Origin of the sequence: Bradyrhizobium sp. Pha-3 (genome assembly GCF_042258615.1) — a bacterium.
In the GTDB taxonomy this organism is placed as follows: domain Bacteria; phylum Pseudomonadota; class Alphaproteobacteria; order Rhizobiales; family Xanthobacteraceae; genus Bradyrhizobium.
This window is the reverse complement of the sequence record NZ_CP170152.1, coordinates 3,688,393-3,705,897: the sequence shown is the minus strand read 5'-3', so window position 1 is coordinate 3,705,897 and position 17,505 is coordinate 3,688,393. Positions and strand designations below refer to the sequence as shown.

At 63.1% G+C, this 17,505-nt stretch carries 15 protein-coding genes and 2 pseudogenes; 6 read left to right on the top strand and 11 right to left on the bottom strand.

The window, feature by feature from the left end; translation table 11 throughout:
* Positions 1 to 20 precede the first annotated feature (20 nt).
* Positions 21 to 842, bottom strand: coding sequence for a hypothetical protein (locus ACE10Z_RS17270; RefSeq protein ID WP_375788991.1), 822 nt, complete (start codon positions 840 to 842; stop codon positions 21 to 23).
* Between the two features lie 230 nt (positions 843 to 1,072).
* Between ACE10Z_RS17270 and ACE10Z_RS17265 the strand changes: the two genes are divergently transcribed.
* Both ACE10Z_RS17265 and ACE10Z_RS17260 read left to right on the top strand, forming a co-directional pair.
* Positions 1,073 to 1,564: a cupin domain-containing protein gene (locus ACE10Z_RS17265; RefSeq protein ID WP_375788990.1), complete on the top strand. Its 492-nt coding sequence runs from the start codon at positions 1,073 to 1,075 to the stop codon at positions 1,562 to 1,564.
* 161 nt (positions 1,565 to 1,725) lie between these two features.
* The gene (locus ACE10Z_RS17260) at positions 1,726 to 2,238 is read left to right on the top strand and encodes a lipocalin-like domain-containing protein (RefSeq protein ID WP_375788989.1); all 513 of its coding nucleotides are present in this window, start codon (positions 1,726 to 1,728) and stop codon (positions 2,236 to 2,238) included.
* Positions 2,239 to 2,509: 271 nt separating this feature from the next.
* Here ACE10Z_RS17260 and ACE10Z_RS17255 read toward each other — a convergent pair whose 3' ends face one another.
* A complete protein-coding gene (locus ACE10Z_RS17255) occupies positions 2,510 to 2,809 on the bottom strand; it encodes a hypothetical protein (protein ID WP_375788988.1) in 300 nt (99 codons plus the stop codon).
* 317 nt (positions 2,810 to 3,126) lie between these two features.
* On the opposite strand from ACE10Z_RS17255, the pseudogene ACE10Z_RS17250 reads away from it, so the two are divergent.
* Positions 3,127 to 3,258, top strand: a pseudogene (locus tag ACE10Z_RS17250) (transcriptional regulator); the annotation flags it as partial.
* A gap of 28 nt (positions 3,259 to 3,286) precedes the next feature.
* Here ACE10Z_RS17250 and ACE10Z_RS17245 read toward each other — a convergent pair.
* The 4 genes from ACE10Z_RS17245 to ACE10Z_RS17230 all read right to left on the bottom strand — a co-directional run bounded on the left by ACE10Z_RS17245 (position 3,287) and on the right by ACE10Z_RS17230 (position 8,662).
* Positions 3,287 to 4,612 carry a serine hydrolase domain-containing protein gene (locus tag ACE10Z_RS17245; RefSeq protein WP_375788987.1) on the bottom strand — a complete coding sequence of 442 codons (1,326 nt, stop codon included), beginning with the start codon at positions 4,610 to 4,612 and terminating at the stop codon, positions 3,287 to 3,289.
* Positions 4,613 to 4,692: 80 nt separating this feature from the next.
* Entirely contained in the window at positions 4,693 to 5,100 is a 408-nt protein-coding gene (locus ACE10Z_RS17240; RefSeq protein WP_298375564.1) for a hypothetical protein, read from the bottom strand.
* Between the two features lie 525 nt (positions 5,101 to 5,625).
* Positions 5,626 to 8,169, bottom strand: coding sequence for an EAL domain-containing protein (locus tag ACE10Z_RS17235; RefSeq protein ID WP_375788986.1), 2,544 nt, complete (start codon positions 8,167 to 8,169; stop codon positions 5,626 to 5,628).
* 256 nt (positions 8,170 to 8,425) lie between these two features.
* A complete protein-coding gene (locus ACE10Z_RS17230; protein WP_375788985.1) occupies positions 8,426 to 8,662 on the bottom strand; it encodes a DUF1127 domain-containing protein in 237 nt (78 codons plus the stop codon).
* Positions 8,663 to 8,842: 180 nt separating this feature from the next.
* Between ACE10Z_RS17230 and ACE10Z_RS17225 the strand changes: the two genes are divergently transcribed.
* Positions 8,843 to 10,186, top strand: a complete 1,344-nt coding sequence (locus ACE10Z_RS17225) for a PLP-dependent aminotransferase family protein (protein ID WP_375788984.1) — start codon at positions 8,843 to 8,845, stop codon at positions 10,184 to 10,186.
* A 284-nt stretch (positions 10,187 to 10,470) separates the two neighbouring features.
* Here the strand turns inward: ACE10Z_RS17225 and ACE10Z_RS17220 are convergent, their stop codons facing one another.
* From ACE10Z_RS17220 to ACE10Z_RS17210, 3 genes are all read right to left on the bottom strand, one after another.
* Entirely contained in the window at positions 10,471 to 10,827 is a 357-nt protein-coding gene (locus ACE10Z_RS17220; RefSeq protein WP_375788983.1) for a hypothetical protein, read from the bottom strand.
* 167 nt (positions 10,828 to 10,994) lie between these two features.
* On the bottom strand, positions 10,995 to 11,588 hold the full coding sequence (locus ACE10Z_RS17215; protein ID WP_375788982.1) for a YdcF family protein: 594 nt from the start codon (positions 11,586 to 11,588) through the stop codon (positions 10,995 to 10,997).
* Positions 11,589 to 11,660: 72 nt separating this feature from the next.
* Positions 11,661 to 12,275: a hypothetical protein gene (locus ACE10Z_RS17210; protein WP_375789857.1), complete on the bottom strand. Its 615-nt coding sequence runs from the start codon at positions 12,273 to 12,275 to the stop codon at positions 11,661 to 11,663.
* A gap of 83 nt (positions 12,276 to 12,358) precedes the next feature.
* Here ACE10Z_RS17210 and ACE10Z_RS17205 point away from each other — a divergent pair, with 83 nt between their 5' ends.
* Positions 12,359 to 12,793, top strand: coding sequence for a hypothetical protein (locus tag ACE10Z_RS17205; protein ID WP_375788981.1), 435 nt, complete (start codon positions 12,359 to 12,361; stop codon positions 12,791 to 12,793).
* Positions 12,794 to 12,814: 21 nt separating this feature from the next.
* On the opposite strand, the gene ACE10Z_RS17200 is transcribed toward ACE10Z_RS17205, so the two are convergent.
* Positions 12,815 to 15,217, bottom strand: coding sequence for an EAL domain-containing protein (locus ACE10Z_RS17200; protein ID WP_375788980.1), 2,403 nt, complete (start codon positions 15,215 to 15,217; stop codon positions 12,815 to 12,817).
* Positions 15,218 to 15,577: 360 nt separating this feature from the next.
* Positions 15,578 to 15,736, bottom strand: a pseudogene (locus ACE10Z_RS17195) (MFS transporter); the annotation flags it as partial.
* Between the two features lie 616 nt (positions 15,737 to 16,352).
* Between ACE10Z_RS17195 and ACE10Z_RS17190 the strand changes: the two are divergent.
* Positions 16,353 to 17,429, top strand: coding sequence for a YbhN family protein (locus ACE10Z_RS17190; protein WP_375788979.1), 1,077 nt, complete (start codon positions 16,353 to 16,355; stop codon positions 17,427 to 17,429).
* The last annotated feature ends 76 nt before the right edge of the window (positions 17,430 to 17,505 follow it).

The following is a 17,505-nucleotide window of genomic DNA, read 5'->3' as shown; positions in this document are numbered from 1 at the left end:
TTCCTTCTCGGCAGAGAGCTTCAGGGCGTCAGCACCAAAGCCTTGAGTTCCTTGCGCGCCGTACCATAACTGCCAAGTTGGTACACCGACGCGCTCGCCGGCGAGAAGGTGAATGCCTCGAACGGCTCCGCAAGCATCTCCTTCAAAAAGACTTCGGTACCAACCCCAGTTGTGACATGCGGGTTGAATTTCTTGCCTGCTGCGATTGTCACAAAATTGGCCACGTACTCGATCAAGAACCCCTGGATGTCCTTGCCGTCTTCGGTGCTCATGAACGCAGCCGGGGTGCCGGTCTTCTCCGTGAACGGCGTCACCGCGTCGATGATTTTTTGCTGTAACCGCAGCAGGTCTTCCGTCGGCTCGACGACGATACCGGCAAGCCCAATCGGTGGCGAGGGGATGTAGTAGTATTTGAAAGCCTTCAGTTTCCAGCGCAATGGCTTCTCGCTGGCTAACACCTTGTCGAGCGCAACGTAGACCTTATCGAGGTCCGCCGTGCGGACGAACTGCTGCAGCATGGTGACGTGCGGGTGGTGCGTATCATCCAATGCGAAGCCCTTGGGGAAGTTTTTTAGCAGCCGCGCATTATCGGCCTGCGCATGCCGCAACATCGTCGCATCCGGCTCCAGCGCGATGTCGATGGCGGTAACCGGGTTTTGCTGTGCATTAGATGGCGCTGCGTATACCAGCAATATTATCGAGCTAAACCAGAGCGCCACAAAGCATTTCGCGTATTTCACCATGGTAGCAAGAACTTTTAATTCGGCGTGGGGACAGAAAAATGACCGCAAATGCGTGCGCCGATCACTGAAAACCATACGCGCCTTTTTACGCTCGCGCACTATGCAACTTCGGCGGACTTGCAGTTAGGGATGTCGATTCTTGGCCCTTCTCGAACCTCCGGCGAGGTCTGCGGATGTCTGCTCGCTGGAGACTAATGGACTTCGGCGGAAGGGCCGCCGACTTCCGAGAGTGACCCGAAGCCGTCTTCGGCCATGGGCGTCGCTCGTGGTGCAGCATCCTGCTATTGTGGCCTTTTCATTGTCGAGTATCGGGGCCAATGGAGCACGCGATGCCAAACAGCAAGGAGATCGAGGCGAAGTCACACAACCCGGTGCCGCAGGGCTATGTGCTTGGTGCCGGAGAAGGTGAACACCTGATCCATTTTCGTGATGGCGGCAACATCTTCATCAAGGTCGGCCCCGTCAAGGGGTCCAATCATCTTGCCCTGGGCACGCAGCAGCTACCCAAGGGCTCAGGCATTCCGGTTCACCGACACCTCCACAAGGACGAAGCCTTCTACGTTCTGGAAGGCAGCGGCACGGTCACACTCAACGATATGCGTCACTCTTGCGAAAGAGGTGGAACGATTTTCATACCCAAGAACACGTGGCATGGTTTCAGTAGTCCAGATCAGGAACTGGTTCTGCTGTGGATCATGATGCCCCCAGGCCTCGACGGTTTCTTTCGCGAAACCTGCAGCCGACCCGGCGAACCGCGAAAGGAATTGACGCGGGAGCAGATCAACGCAATCGCTCTCAAACATGGGGCAGAATACAGGTAGGCGCGCTCAAACACTTGCCCACAAGAGCTAAGACGCTGGGGTCCGAAATTGGGCCCTTTGAGACGTGCCGACGGCATCGGGGAGTGTCCGGTCTTGCGCCGCTCTTGTGATATAAGCAGACGTGACGCGGACATTGCAGCGTCCACTCAAGGAGCGAATCCATGACAGCAATTTACAGAATCGCGCTCGCAACATTTATGGGCTTTGCACTCACCGTAGCTATTGCAAGTCATAGCATTGCGCAACAGCAGCAACTCATCGGCACATGGCTCTTGGTTTCGGAAATCACTGAATTCCCCGATGGGAAACGGCTGGAGGGCTTTGGCGGCAACCAGAAGGGCATTCTCATATTCGACCGCACGGGTCATTATTCGTCACAACTCACGGGCGCTTCGCGTATTAAATTCGCGTCCACTCGACTTCAAGGAACGCCCGAGGAGAACAAGGGCGTATCCGCGGGGTCGCTGGCTCATTTCGGCACCTATTCGGCCGATGCGGCGGGTACAACCCTCACTTTTCATGTGGAGCGCAGCTCATTCCCGAACTGGGATGACACGGATCAAAAATGGTCGATCATCAAGCTCGCGGGCGACGACATGACCTTGGGTGTCGCTCGAACCTCGTCGGGCGGGAAAGCTGAGCTCGTGTGGAAGCGCGCTGCAAGCACGCAATAGTTCACGCCCAGGTTGGTTCTACCCTTTCCGGACCTGACAGGCCTGCCTGACGATGTCCGTTATTGAGGGCAAAGTCGTCCTCCCGGGTGCGCATCCGGACTTTCTCAGTTTGCCCCCTCGGATCTCCGGAGAGGTGAAGCAAGGAGCCGGGCGCAGAGTAACGCAGCCAGGAGTGCAATCCATCGAAATTGAAAGGGCCGCCGGTATGCCCGGCGGCCTCCGCGCTTGACGTGGGTCGCTGCTTGACGTGGGTCGCTGGGCGGCGCCCCGACTAGAGATCGATGCCAACAGCGATGTTGCGGCCCTGTAGTTCGGAGATTTTCATTCCTTCCGCCTGCACCTGCGCGAACTCCGGGTCCTTTGCCACGGCCTCCTGCACTTTGCCGTAGACTTCCCAACTGGAGTAGCGCGTCGTCACCAGCAACTCTCCTGCCCACGCGCCGGTGTGGAAACGGGACAGCCGAAGAAATTCGGCGCCGTGCTTTTCAAAGATTTTCTTCGCCCGCCTGACAATCTGGATCATTTCATCGGGCTTGTCGGTCTTGAAACGAGTAAATTGTACGATCGGCATGGGCTACCTCCATCGTGATGTGAATTATCCAAGAGGCATGTATCGAGCGACATTTGGGGCGCGAACCTCAAAGCAATCTCGATAAAGATTTGTCGTCGTCGACGTGACTTGGTTCAGGCTTACCAAGCGGCAACAAGTCTGCCATTTTCCGTTGTCTCCCTGGGACGGTGTCTTTCCCCTGGCACGAAGGTGCCGCGGGGTCGGTGGGCACGCTTGACCGCCAGCTTACATTTTCCTCACCGGCAGCTTATTCTTGCGATGTCCTGCGAGGTCAAAGCCCGGTGGTCGGGGGGCTCGCGTCCAAGGAGATTCGCATCTTGCGCTATCTCTTCGAGGGGTACGCATTCGACACCGGCCGGCGCGAGTTGCATCGCGGCACGGACGTCGTCTCCGTCGCGCCGCAGGTGTTCGATTTGCTCGATTACCTGATCCGCAACAGGGACCGCGTCGACCACGGCGGTCTCACGCGGGAGCCGGTCAGTCCATAAGGGCCTGATAGACGAGACTGCGAAGCAGCGAGCGGTAATGCGCCGCTATCGGCATCGGCGGTAGTTGTAACATCAAAACCGCTATCAGCTTCTCTTTCGGATCGACCCAGAAGGCCGTGCCATAGGCGCCCACCCAATAGAATTCTCCCGGCGATCCCGGCAGCGGATTGCGTCCAGCCTCATTGCGGACTACAAAGCCAAGCCCGAAGCCCTGGCCGTCTTCGGGCGACGGCGCCAAGGCTTGCGCGTAGAAACCCTTCTGCGTCACCGGGCTGAACGCAATGCCCGGCGGCAAATGATCGGAGGTCATGAACGCAACGGTTCTTGGCGACAACAAACGCACCCCGTTCAGTTCGCCGCCATTCAGCATCATTTGGGCAAACCGTGCATAGTCGGACGCCGTCGAGACCAGGCCGAGGCCGCCGAGTATCAAATTAGGTCGCTTGCTAACGCCCCACATCGGCGGCCGCTTGCCTGTCGCGGTGTCGATCTGGGGCTCAGCAAGGCGCTCCAACTTCTCTTCGGTGACATAGAAGCCCGTGTCGACAAGCCCGATTGGTTTGACAATACGGTCGGCAATGAATTGGTCCAGGCTCACGCCGGAAACGACTTCGATAATGCGCCCCAACACGTCGGCGGACATTCCGTAGTCCCAGGTGGTTCCGGGCTGGTAGGCTAGCGGGAGCTTCGACAACTTCGAAACAACCTCCGCTAGGGTCTGGCTCTGATCAAACAGTTTTGCATCATTGTAGGTCTGTTTGACGAGGGACTTGCCCATGGTGCCGTAGGTAAGACCCGACGTGTGCCGCATGAGATCTTGCACCGTCATTTCGCGGCGCGCAGACTCGAGGGATAGCTCCGGATTTCCCGTCGCGGGATTGACCTTCTCCACGCCCACTTGAAGATCCTTGAACTCAGGCAGATAGACGGACACCGGATCGAGCAGTTGAAGCTTGCCTTCTTCGACCAACATCATTGCTGCGACAGAAACGATGGGTTTGGTCATCGACATGATCCGGAAGATTGAGCCGGTCTTCATCGGCACTTGTTTCTCACGATCCTGAAACCCGATGGCTTTGAGATAAGCAACCTTGCCATTGCGGGCGATCAAAACCACGGCTCCGGGTATCGCGCCTTTATCGACATCCGCCTGGAACGCGCCCGTCAGGCGTTGCAGCCGCTCTGATGAGAAACCAAGTGCTTCGGGCTGGCTCGCCTCGGGCAAACCCTGCGCAAGGGTCGAGAATGCGGCGCACGTCACCGCAACCGAAATGCAAATCAGATTGAAGAAGTCCCTTCGACGGTAGGTACGCATGCTTCCCTCCTGTCGTCTGCCGCGCCTCGTCTAGTGCGACCGTCCGCACCCGCAATCGGTCTCTTACGAAGAAACGCGCCTTAAGCCTTCAGGTCTGTGATCCGCATGATCGCGACCACGTTTCCATCGTTGTAGGCCTGCTCCTTTGTGTCCTTGTTGCAGGTCCAGACAAAGTTCTTCTTGGCCGTAAAGGTCTTTCCCTCCTGCTCGATCCGAAGCTCCCCCTCGGGGATATGGCAGATCATGGCATTCATCATCGGGGGGCCGGCTGTCTTCGATCCCGGCTGCATAATGACATCGCGCATTGAGATGGTCTTAAACCCGGGGATGAGGGATGGTGTCTCGCCATCGTAAGCACGCACCACTACACCTGGCCAGGGCGTCGTATCCTTGTAGCCTGTGGTTTGAGCGACGGCCGGCTTCATCATGGCCGCCGAAGCCGCTGCCAACCCGATCCCCAATGCTGCCCTTCGATCGATCTTGTTCATCGCCTCTCTCCTAAGGTGACGTCGACGAGCCGCCGCGGAAGCGGCGCGCGCGTTTCGTGGAATGTGAGTGGTGGCGCGAACCGAAAAAAAGCGTCGGTCTCTTAAGAGAGCGTGCCTGCCGATGGCATCAGTACTGATCGTTCGCCCGGACGGCGATTTCGGCTGTCCCGCTTCAAGGGCAACTACACTATACGCGACCTGACGCGCCTTAGCAGCTTCATTCTGGGCAACTAATATAGCAAGTCAGCGTGAGTGACCGCCCCCTTTGGCTCGGTTCGGCGGTACGCCACCACGACCCGATTGGCGTCCGTCGGGAGGCGACGACTGCGGCTCCCCAGAATGTCCGGAGTTGGCCCTTCTCGAACCTCCGGCGAGGTCCGCCTTCTCGCCGCTATCAGGATGAGAGCGGACGTCAAGCGACCCTCATCCAACTCCGATCGATGAGTACACGGCCTAGCTCATTGGTCAGCGGCCACCATCGAGGCAAAGCCACGGGCAAAAGAATGCTGCCAAAGCAGTCTTCGCCTAGAGGCGATTCCGTTTTGGCTCGATCCGGCGCGCCTCGCGCTCGATGCCGGCGGCCACCAGCGGCGCCTTGTCGGCGGTGACGGGCGGGGAAAACACGAAGCCTTGCACTAGGTCGCAATCGAGCCCGCCGAGCACATCCACTTCGGCCGGCAATTCGGCTCCCTCCGCCACGACGGTCATGCCGAGCCCGTGCGACAAGGCGATGATGCCGCCGAGCAGCTTGCGCTTCTCCGGCGCGGTGGAAATGCCATCCACGAAGGCGCGGTCCACCTTCAGCCAGTGGAACGGCAGGCGCGTCAGATAGCCGAGCGAGGAGTAGCCCGAGCCGAAATCGTCGAGCGCCAGCCGGACGCCGAGACCGGAGAGCGCAGTCAGCGTGCGGCTGATGCGCTGCTCGGTATGATCCACGAACAGGCTCTCGGTCAGCTCCAGGCAGAGCAGCCTCGCCGGAAAGCCGGTCTCCGCCAGCACCGCCGAGACGGCTGCATCGAAATCCACGTTCCAGATCTGCGCCGGCGAGACGTTGACCGAGACCGAGCGCGGCGGCAGCCCGGCATCGAGCCAGGCGCGGCCCTGCCGGCAGGCTTCGCGCAGCACCCACAGGCCGAGATCGACGATGAGCCCGGAGCTCTCGGCGATCGGGATGAACTCCGCCGGCGAGATGGGCCCGCGCTCGGGATGGGTCCAGCGCAGCAGCGCCTCGAAGCTGGTGACGCGGCCGGTCCTCAGGTCCACCTGCGGCTGGTAATGGGCCTCGAGGGTGCCGGCCTCAACCGCGTGACGCAGATGCCGGCCGAGATCGAGCCTTTGATCGACTGCCTGGGCATAGACCGGCTCGAACAGTTGCGCACGGCCGCGCCCGGCCTCCTTGGCCATATAGAGCGCCAGGTCCGCATTGCGCACGGCGGTCTCCGCCGCCGCGCCATGCTCCGGCAGGCGGGCGATGCCGATGGTGGCGCCAACGAAGGCCTCGCCCTCGGCGAGATCGACGGGGACGGACAGCTTGCCGATGAGCCGATCGGCAAGTCCGGTCAGCGCGGCGTCGGACATGCCGCATCCCTCCGCCAGCACGGCGAATTCGTCACCGCCGAGCCGGGCGATGAAGGCGCGCGGCCCCAGCTCCTGCCGCAGCGCAGCCGCCACCTGGATCAGCAATTTGTCGCCGGCGGCATGGCCGAGGGAATCGTTGACCTCCTTAAAGCGGTCGAGGTCGATGAGCAGCAGCGCGGCGCGTCGGTCTTGCCGGGTGCAGCCCTCGATCAGGGCGGCGAGCTGGCGCGTGAACAGCGCGCGATTGGCAAGGCCGGTCAAAGGGTCGGTATAGGCGAGCTGCTCGAGTTGGCGCTCGGCCTCCTTGCGCTCGGTGACGTCCTGCACCGTGCCGATGATGCCGATGACCTTGTCGTGGGCGACCTCCGCCTTGCAGATGACAGCCAGATCGCGAGCCGTGCCGTCCGCGTGCAAGATGCGCAGGTCGGTGGCCTCGGTCCTTCGGGTGCGGACGACCCTCCTCTGCAGGTCCTTGAAGCGGTCGGCGTCGCCGTCCAGGAAATAGGGCCCCATGCTCTCATCGGTCGGCTCGAACGCGTCGGGGTCGAAGCCGAGAAGCTGGTAGAGCTCGGGCGCCCAGGTCGTACGGCTGGTGTCCAGGCGGTAGCTCCAGGTGCCGATCTTGCCGAGCCGGTGGGCTTCCTCCAGCGCCCGCGTGCGCTGGTCGAGCAAGGCCTTGGCCGCCCTGAGCTGGGTGATGTCGCTGGACGTGCCGCGATAGCCGAGAAAGCTGCCATCGTCGGCGTAGATGGGCTTGCCGCTGGTACAGATACTGACGCGCGACCCGTCCTGGCCGATCAGCGTATAGGTGAAATCGCGAAAAGGGCGATGGGCCTCCATGTCGGCCCGGTGCCGCGCCATGGCCTGCCCGTCCTCGGGCGCATAGGCCAGCTCCCAGCGCGCCTTGCCGCCGGAAGCTACCGTCTGGAAGGCCGCATTGCCGGCAAGCGATTTGGGATAGGGCAGCAGCCGGTGGGCGGCGTCGCTCTCCCAGCACCAGTCCGAGGCGGTCGAGACAAAATCGGCCAGCCGTTGCTCGCTCTCCGTCAGGCGCCGCAGCGCGGAGGTCTCCTCCGTGACGTCGCGGACAATGCCGGACACGCGTCGGACCTGACCGCGCGCGTCGAATTCCGGCTCGCCATGCACGACGCAGTCGAGCAGGCTGCCATCGGAACTGCGGAGCCTGGTCCGCACCGCATAGGGCCGCCCCTCCGCCCAGCAGGCCGCGTAATGCGCCTCCAGAATCTTCCGGCTTTCAGGCAGATAGCGCGCACGCACCGTGGCGATCGGGATGTAGCCGTCGACCGTCGCGAATTCGTAGAAGGCAGCAAGCTCCGGCGATATCCAGAGATCGGTCGCGGCGGCGCTCTGCGACTCCCAGTAGCCCATGCGGGCCAGTCTGATGGCGCAGCGCAGCGACCGCTCCTCATGCCAGCGGCGACGCGCTTCCCGGGTCGGGGCCTGCCCTTGCGACAATTTGCGAGCGGCCATCGGTCCCCAACTACAACGCTAGCACACGCAACTAATACGCTAGCATAGAGCGCCACAACCTTGGAGCGACGGCGGCGGCAAACCGGGGTTGTTCCGCTTCTTTGGTGTAGTTTCCGTGAATTCCGCAACCGGCATCTGGTGTCCGGACGTGACCCAATCTCGTGGCGAAGAATTATTCAAAGCCACACCACGAACCATCGCGGCCGTCGACGATGCGACCGCTTCGATCACGCTAGCCGTCGCACCAGGCTTCTGCTCAACGGATCCGCACCAGCTCGATACCGAGATCGCCGGTGACGGCCGGCTCGATCTGGCAGCGCGAGATTCCGATATCGCGCAGCGTCCGGTCATCGAGCTGGCGCAGCGTCTTGATCGCCTCCCGGCGCACCCAATAGGTCGCGAGTGCATCGCCCGACGTTCGGAGCAATCGGAGCAATGCGCTCATCGTACTGGACCGCGCGGGCGATGCCGTGGCTGAGGATATCGTCGTCATTGTCATCTCCTTCGACGCCCAAACGGCAAAGCTATGCCGTTGACACAAATGTCGTTTCGACACCGCGCCGTCGTAACCTCGGATTGCTTGCGCGCTCCTCGGTGCAATCATGGGCTTGTTCCCTCTTAAATGATCCGGTACATTGCTCGGAGCAAGTAAAACATTGCTCTCGGTGCAATAATGTCGAGGTTCGAATATTTGAAGCTGGCGGATGCTGTGGCCGCCGAGATCGCCAGCGGCGCGCTGAAGGCGGGCGACCGCCTGCCGCCGCAGCGCCATTTCGCCTATGACCGCAACATCGCGGTCTCGACTGCGAGCCGGGTCTACACCGAGCTGTTGCGGCGCGGCTTGGTGGTCGGTGAAGTCGGCCGCGGCACCTTCGTGTCCGGCGAGGCGCGCCGCGGCATCGCCGCTCCGACCGAACCGCGCGGCGCCCGCATCGATCTCGAATTCAATTATCCGCTGCTGCCGCATCAGGCGACGATGATCGCCAAGAGCCTCGAAGGGCTGGAGCGGCCCGAGGTGCTCGAGGGCGCGCTGCGGCCGGCGACCAGTTTCGGCACGCGGGCGGCGCGCACGATCTCCGCGGAATTCCTGGCGCGCAAAAGCTGGGCGCCGAATCCCGACCAGATCGTGTTCACCGCCAACGGCCGGCAATGCATCGCCTCCGCGCTCGCCGCCGTCGTACCGCCGGGCGGACGCTGCGGCGTGGAGGCGCTGACCTATCCGTTCGTGAAGGGCATTGCCGCGCGGCTCGGCATCGCGCTGGTGCCGCTTGCGATGGACGAACACGGCGCGCGCCCCGACGCGGTGCAGAAGGCGCACCGCGAGGCGCATCTGTCCGCGATCTATATCCAGCCAACGATCCAGAACCCGCTCAGCATCACGATGCCGGCCGAGCGCCGTGCCGAGTTGTTGCGCGTGGTGGAGAAGCTCGGCCTCGTCGTCATCGAGGATGGCGTCTACGGATTCCTCGACGACGAGCTGCCGCTGGCTGCGCTCGCGCCGGACAGCTGCATCCTGCTCGACAGCCTGTCGAAGAAGGTCGCGCCCGGTCTCGCGCTCGGCTTCATCGTCCCGCCGCCGCGGCTGCGCGAAAGCATCATGGCCGCGGTGCGCTCGGGCGGCTGGACCGCGTCGGGCTACGCCTTCGCCGCGGGGCAGCGGCTGATGGCCGACGGCACCGCCGCCGAACTGTCACGGCTGAAGCGGATCGACGCCGGCCGCCGCCAGCAGATCGCGGCCAAGCATCTGGCCGATTTCGAGATCCAGACCAACCCGAAATCCTACCATCTATGGCTGACCTTGCCGCCGCACTGGCGCTCGCAGACCCTGGTCGCGGCCGCCGCGCGACGCGACATCGCGCTGACGCCGTCGACGACCTTCGCCGCTACGCCGGGACACGCGCCCAATGCGGTGCGGCTCGCGCTTGCCGCGCCACCGATGGAGCAACTCGACCTCGGCCTGCGGACCCTGGCGGGAATGCTGAGCGCGACCGAAGAGGATTTTGACTCGACGGAGTGACATCAAGTTCACTCCGAGCTATCGCCCCTCTTCCGTTCGCAGCAGCGGTCCGGTGAGCACTCTCACCTCCGCAAGTCTTGTCGAGCAGGAACGCTTCACCTCGGCCCGATACGACATCAGCGCCCCGTAAGTCCCCCGTCAGCGGCTGGAGGTAGCGTCGCGCAAAGGGGGCACTGATGGGCGACTGGCTCGTAAGCGGCGCAACAGTCCAGAATTGGATACTGGTCGCGCTCGCGATCACAGCCCTTGCGGCGGCCTATTCGTGGTGGTCGAAGCGCTAGGCTTCAAAAGCCACAGGCAGCATAGGTCTTTCTGGCGAGACGAAAATGCGCGCCCTCGGCTACGAAATCCACATCCAGGCACTGGTTGCCCCTGCGATATTCCCCGATCACGCCGCACTGCAGATATTCCAGGTTTATCCGCCAGCGCTTTTCTTGCGGTGAGTAGGTCGCAAAGTCGTGCTGCGCGACAGGCGGCCCCTTGCAGATTCCAGCAACGTATTGCCGCACATCGGGGGGCAAGTTGTCGACGTGATTGTGATCAAGCGGATCATGTTTGTTGCCTACGCTCCCCTTGGAAACAGCCGGGGAGATGCTCAAGAGCACAAGGCATAGAGCCAGAAAGGGGGTCCGGATTGTCATCTGACACTCCAGCTTGAAGCAAATCGGTTGCCGAGTTTACAGCTCGTTGCTTACAGCCTGCTTACAATCCGGTCGCGCGAGCGGCCGCCTCGGCTGACGGCCTCATCCAACCTGATCTTTAGCTCGACCGACCCGTCCGTATCCCCGGCGCCATCGCGGACTTGCCTTCAGGCAACCGGCCATTCCGCGATGAATCCCCTCGCCTTGTACGGCTCGATCTTGTCCCATTCGCTCAGGACCCGGCGGCGAAACTCGGGAATGGTGTGCCAGCGCGCACGCGGCACCGCAAAATGATCCACCGTCACCAGCATCTTCTCGACCTCCGGCCAGTGCCGGTGCAGCGTCATCGGATAGCGCCGCGCGGTCCAGCTGTTGCCGAGGCAGATCACGCTCCTGATATTGGCGAGCCCCAGCGCCGCGTCGATCACCGGCAGCGAGAAGATCACGTTCTCGCCGGTGTTCTGCGCGCGATGCTCCTCGAGGATCCGCTCTGCGGGCACGCCGCCCGCCACCATCGCAGTCTTGATGACCTCGCATTCCGAGCGGTCATCGCCCGGCGTCACGCCGCCGCTCACGATCGACCAGCGCGCAAAGCCGTCGTGCCAGAGCCGGACCGCTGCGTCGACCCGCTCGGCAACATCCCCGCGCGTACCGAATACGAACAGGAGATCGGCGGGCTTGAGCGGCGTCTCGATCAGGTGCCTGGCATTGATCGCGGCGATCTCGTCGAGCGACGGCGTCCGCAAACTTCGATCGTCCATGCCCTTGCTCGCTCCGGCTGCGACACCACGCGCCGACGATGCCGCGCACGGATGCCCGCACGAAGTCACATTTCATTGCGCTTGATTGCGCACCGCGCGCGGCAAAAGCGCATCGGGCAATTGATCGAAGCCGTAGCGCCGCGGCCGGTTGCGGGTGACGAAGCCGCCGACCTGCCAAGTGAACAGCGCGGCAAAGCCGACCAGGAACAGCGCGCCCATCCAGTTCGCAGCCAGCAGCGCCATCACCAGCAATCCGGTCATTGCCACCGCAAGACACGCCAGCAGCGCCAGCGCCGCGGTATATGTCTTCGGCCCGAGGCCTCCGACCAGCCTGGCCGTACTGCCCGCCGCCTGCATCCGGCGATGCAGCTCGACGATGAAGTCGCGGTAGAGATGTCCTTGCGGCGCGACCAGCGTCGCGGTCTGCCAAGTGGTCGAGAGGATCGCGATCCGCCCGCCTTTGGCGTTATCGATGTCGGCACGAAACCGCTGCTGCTGCATCGAGACCGGACGGTAGGACAGTTTGACGGCGCAGATGTCCTTGTAATCCCACACGCCCGACCTGCCGGCGATCCGCCACGACAACCCGGCCCCGGTCAGCTCGAACTGGTGCGCCGAGCCGATCAGTGAGGCCTTGTAGGCATAGCGCACCGGCGAGCCCTCGCCTGCGTCCGGCCGGTCCTGCAACGTTGTTGGCAATCCGCCGTTCCACCTGTTGAGACACATCCGCGCGCTTGCATGGGATGTCACGCCTATCCTACAAGCGAGCCATGCCCGAGACGACCTATTTTCCGCGTTACCTCATCCTCGGCGGCGCGATGATATCCGGCGTGCTGCTGGCGCTTGCCGTACATATGCTCGGCGCGCGCTACGGGCTCGACCTCGGCGGCCTGTGGCGCGCCGATACCCACGAGTTCATGCCGGCAGGCGCGGCGATCGCCTGGTGGCTGATCGCGAGCGTCGGGTTTTCGGGCGGCTACTTCACCGCCAATCTGATGCACAGCGCGGTGGCTGGCCAGATCCCGCAGCGGATGCGGCAATTCCTGATCGTCGTCGGCGTGCTGATGCTGGCCGGCGCCGGCCAGGCTGCGGCGGCGCCAAGCACGGTTTCGACCATTTCCGCCGTGCTCGCCGGTCTTGCCGCGCTGTGCCTCGGCGCCGCAATGGCGTTTTGCGGTGCCTATTTTGCCTTGCGCAAGAGCTAGAGCTCCCGGCCTTCTTCCAGATCAGGCGACCGACCGTTCCGGCGCCCGGCGCAACATCTTGGCGACGTCAGCCGCCGGCCGCGGCGGGCTGAACAGATAGCCCTGCGCCTGCGTGCAGCCTTCCTGACGCAGCAGGTCGAACTGTGTATCGGTCTCGACCCCCTCGGCGGTGGTGATGATACCGAGGCTTTTGCCGAGACCGGTGACGGCGCGCACGATCGCCATCGAATCCTCGCGCGTCGCAAGGTCCGTCACGAACGAACGGTCGATCTTGATCTTGTCGAACGGGAAGCTGCGCAGATAGCTCAGCGAGGAATAGCCGGTGCCGAAATCGTCCAGCGAGATCCTGACCCCGAAACCGCGCAGCTCGTGCAGCACCGCGAGCGTCGCCTCGCTGTTCTGCAGCAGCACCGATTCGGTGATCTCGAGCTCGAGCCGATCCGCCGACAGGCCGGACGCCTCAAGCGCCGCCTTCACCGACGACACCAGATTCGGATTCTTGAACTGCACCGGAGACAGATTGACGGCGACCGCGACGTCCGCCGGCCATCTCACAGCCTCGGCGCAGGCCTTGCGCAGCACGATCTCGCCAAGCGGCACGATCAATCCGGTTTCCTCGGCGACCGGAATGAAATTGTTCGGTGCGATCAGCCCGCGCAGCGAATGATTCCAGCGTACCAGCGCCTCGAAGGCGACGACCCGATCGCCCACGACATCGCGGATCGGCTGATAATAGACCTCGAACTCGTCGCGCTGGAGCGCGAGCCGCAGGTCACGCTCCAGCAGGCGGCGCGCCTGCGCACGCGCATCCATCCCGGTCTCGAAGAACCGATAGGTGCCGCGGCCGTCGGCCTTGGCGCGGTACAGCGCCAGATCCGCCTTTTGCAGCAGCTCGTCGGGATCCTTGCCGTCCTCCGGCGCGAGCGAGATGCCGATGCTGACACCGATCACGAGCTGATGGCCCCCGATCTCATAGGGTGCGGCGATCCGCTCGACCACAGCGCTTGCCAACGACGACACCACGGACGGCTCGCAGTTGCTGCAGAACTGCACGATGGCGAATTCGTCGCCGCCGAGCCGCGCCACTGTGTCGTGCTCGGTCACGCATTCGCCCAGCCGGCGCGCAACCTCGCGCAGCAGCGCGTCGCCGATCGGATGTCCGAGCGTGTCGTTGATTTCCTTGAAATGATCGAGATCGAGGCAGAGCACCGCCAGCTGGTCGGAGCGCTTGGCCAGTCTCGAAGCCTTCTCGAGCTGCTCACGGAACAGCGTCCGGTTCGGCAGATTGGTCAGCGCGTCATGCCGCGCCATGTGGGAAATCTGTTCCTGGGCCTGCTGCCATTCGGTGATGTCTTCGAAGGTCGCGACCCAGCCGCCACCCTTCATCGGCTGATCGACGACACGAATCGCGCGCTCGTTGCGGCTGACGATCCGCGTCGCGCTGTGGCCTGCCTTTGCCTCGGCGACGAGCGCGTTGCAAAATTCCTCGGGATCGCCGTCCCATTCACCGATGGAATGGAGGTCCTGCAGGACGTCGATCAAGAGGCGTCCTTGCAGCGGCACGCGATTGCGCCCCATCATCTCGCTGTAGCGCTCGTTGAACAGCATGATGCGGCCATCGGCATCGAACATGCACAGTCCCTGCGACATGTTCTCGAGCGCGGTATCCAGCACCACCTTCTGCTTGTGCAGCTCGGTCTTGGCGCGGCGATCGAGGATGGAGGCGATCAGCGACAGCCCGAGGATCGCGAAGGCCGCAACCGCGGTCATGAAGGAGAGCACGCGCGGCGAGACCGAAAGTCCGTCGGGAACGATCGTCGGATCCGGGACCAGCGTCACCGCACCCATTCCGGTAAAATGATGCGAGACGATCGCAACCGTCAGGAGACCGGTCGCAGCCGCCGTGGTGCCAAGGCGTTCGCCGCGCGTGGCAACGACCAGCGCGAGCGCGCCAAACAGGCTTCCGAATACGATCGATGTGATGACGATGCCGGGCGACCAGACGATGCGCGCTGGCAGTTCCAGCCCCAGCATGCCGGTGTAGTGCATCGCCGCGACACCGACGCCGACGATCGCGCCACCGGCGGCGACCGTCCACCAGCGCTCGTTGAGCGTCGCGACCGCGAGGCCGACGGCCAGGATCGCAACCGCGAGCACCAGCGACAGCAGCGTGATCGGAATGTTGTATCCGGCCTCGATGCCGGGATCGTACGCCAGCATGGCGACGAAATGGGTGGCCCAGATACCGCAACCGCCGACTGCCGCATCGAGACCGATCCATATCTCGCGGGCTCGGCCCTCGACCGCACGGGCACGGTGAAACAGGCTGATCGCGACGGCGCTGGCGAGCAGACAGATCACGCCACCGAGGACGACCAACCGCCAGTCATGTTCCAGGGTGAGACAGGTTAAAACGCGATACATTATAGGCCCCATTTATGGACCCATAAGAACAAGCGCATTCGTGTACGAACGGTAACCGCACCGCAACAAGGCCTCACGCATGGTGAAAAAGCCTTGAATGCTGAACCAAATCACGTCGGAAGGCGCGCACGGGTGCTTGTGCGACTTGCTCGGGCAGGCCCCGGCGCCATTCCGTGTTCGCGCCGGTCGTTATTGCCGCGCTTGTGATGATGCACCGATCCAGATCAGCGCGGCGGCGGCAAGCAGTACGCCGGCGGAGATCGCGAGTGCCGCATGCAGACCGGCGATGAAGGCCGCGGAGCGGCCGACCATCGAGCCAAACAGCGCGACGCCAAGCACGCTGCCGGTCTGCCGGGTCGCATTGAGCGCCGTGTTGACGATGGTGACGTCGAGCTGCACGACGCCGTAACCGATACTCATCGCGGCGAGCGTCAACGTCGCCGCAAGCCCGGTCGACTGCTGATGCGACGCCGCGCGCTGGTCCGGCACGCGCCGGAGGTTCAGGGATGTCTGTGGCATGGTCTTGACCTCGCTCCGGGCAACCAATGCGAGAGATAGACCTTCGTTTCTCAATGATACTTCGCCACCGGTCGAAGTGTCGCGTCGTCATGCCGGCCGGGCCATATAGCCGCGGCGCCGTTGCGCGGCGTTTTGCCTCAATAGACCTACGGACCGCCCCCCGGGTGCCTCATTCCGGCCCGAACGGCGGTGCACAGCCGGATCACGCAGATGCGCACATCGACTTCACGCTTTGGTAAACGCCGCAGCCGGCCCGGACCTCCCCCACGCTGATGCATATCGTCTATTCGCTCCGCTCCGACGGCCCCCCAGTGGCGCTGCGACGGCGGCAAAATCGGCAAAAATACCGACGAAATCGCCCGGAACGGCTGAGGGACGGCGGAACAGGCAGAGGTGCGGTCGCGGACGACGACATGGCTGCGACTCACATTCCGCAGAGCGAGAACATATGTAGCCAGTATGACATCAACGCTGGACGGGAGCCGAAGGTTGGCTTGTCAAGGGCTGCACAACGCATCGGTTTTGCCTTATGGGTCATCGCGTACGGTGCGTTTGCCCGTCACCCGTCGCCGTCCGTGACCGGGTCCCACTGAAATTGTCCCTGCCGGGAGGATGAATGCTTCGGCTGCTGACCACGCTTGGGCGTGGCTTCAAGGAAAAGATCGGCTGGAAACGGCTCGGGGTCGCTGCGAGCGTGCTCATCATCGTGTTCGCGGTCACGACGCTGGTCCACACCCTGAAGGGCGTCGACACCGGTATCATCCTCACCGCGCTGACCGACATCGCGCCGCACCGGATCGCGCTGGCGGCGCTCTGCGTGGTCGGGGCGTTCTGCACGCTGACCTTCTATGACTTCTTCGCGCTGCGCACGATCGGCAAGACCCACGTCCCCTACCGCATCGCAGCGCTGTCGAGCTTCACCAGCTACACGATCGGCCACAATATCGGCGCCACCGTCTTTACCGGCGGCGCGATCCGCTTCCGGATCTATTCCGATTACGGCCTCTCCGCGATCGACGTCGCCAAGATCTGCTTTCTCTCGGGCCTGACCTTCTGGCTCGGCAATCTGTTCGTGCTCGGCTTCGGCATGGCTTGGCACCCCGCGGCGGCATCGGCGATGGACCTGCTGCCGCCGGCGATGAACCGGCTGATCGCGCTCGGTTGCCTTGCCGGCATCGGCGCCTATTTCGTCTGGCTCCTGACCGGCGAGAAGCGCCGCGAGCTCGGCCAGAACGGCTGGAAGGTGGTGCTGCCCTCGGCCAAGCTGACGCTGCTGCAGATCATCATCGGCGTGGTCGATCTCGGCTTCTGCGCGCTTGCGATGTACCTCCTGATGCCGACCGAGCCGCATATCGACTTCGTCTCGCTGGCGGTGGTGTTCATCCTGGCGACGCTGCTGGGCTTCGCGAGCCACGCCCCCGGCTCGATCGGCGTGTTCGACGCCGCGATGCTGGTGGCGCTGCCGGAGTTCAGCAAGGAGCAATTGCTGGCGACGCTGGTCGTGTTCCGTATCCTCTATTTCCTGATCCCGTTCGGGATTTCGATCTCGATCATGGGTATGCGCGAGCTGTGGCTCAACGTGGTGCGGCCCTGGCAGGAACGAAAAAGACTCAGCCAAGCCTGCACGGCTTCGGCGACCGTGCGGCAACCGATCGAAAGCCGGCAGCAGCAGATCAGGCGGCTGAGACGGTAACAGCGAACGTTATCGGCCCCGACGTGCCTGTTTTGTGTCCCGGTTTCGATCCCGGATTTTGGTCTCTGCGGCCGCT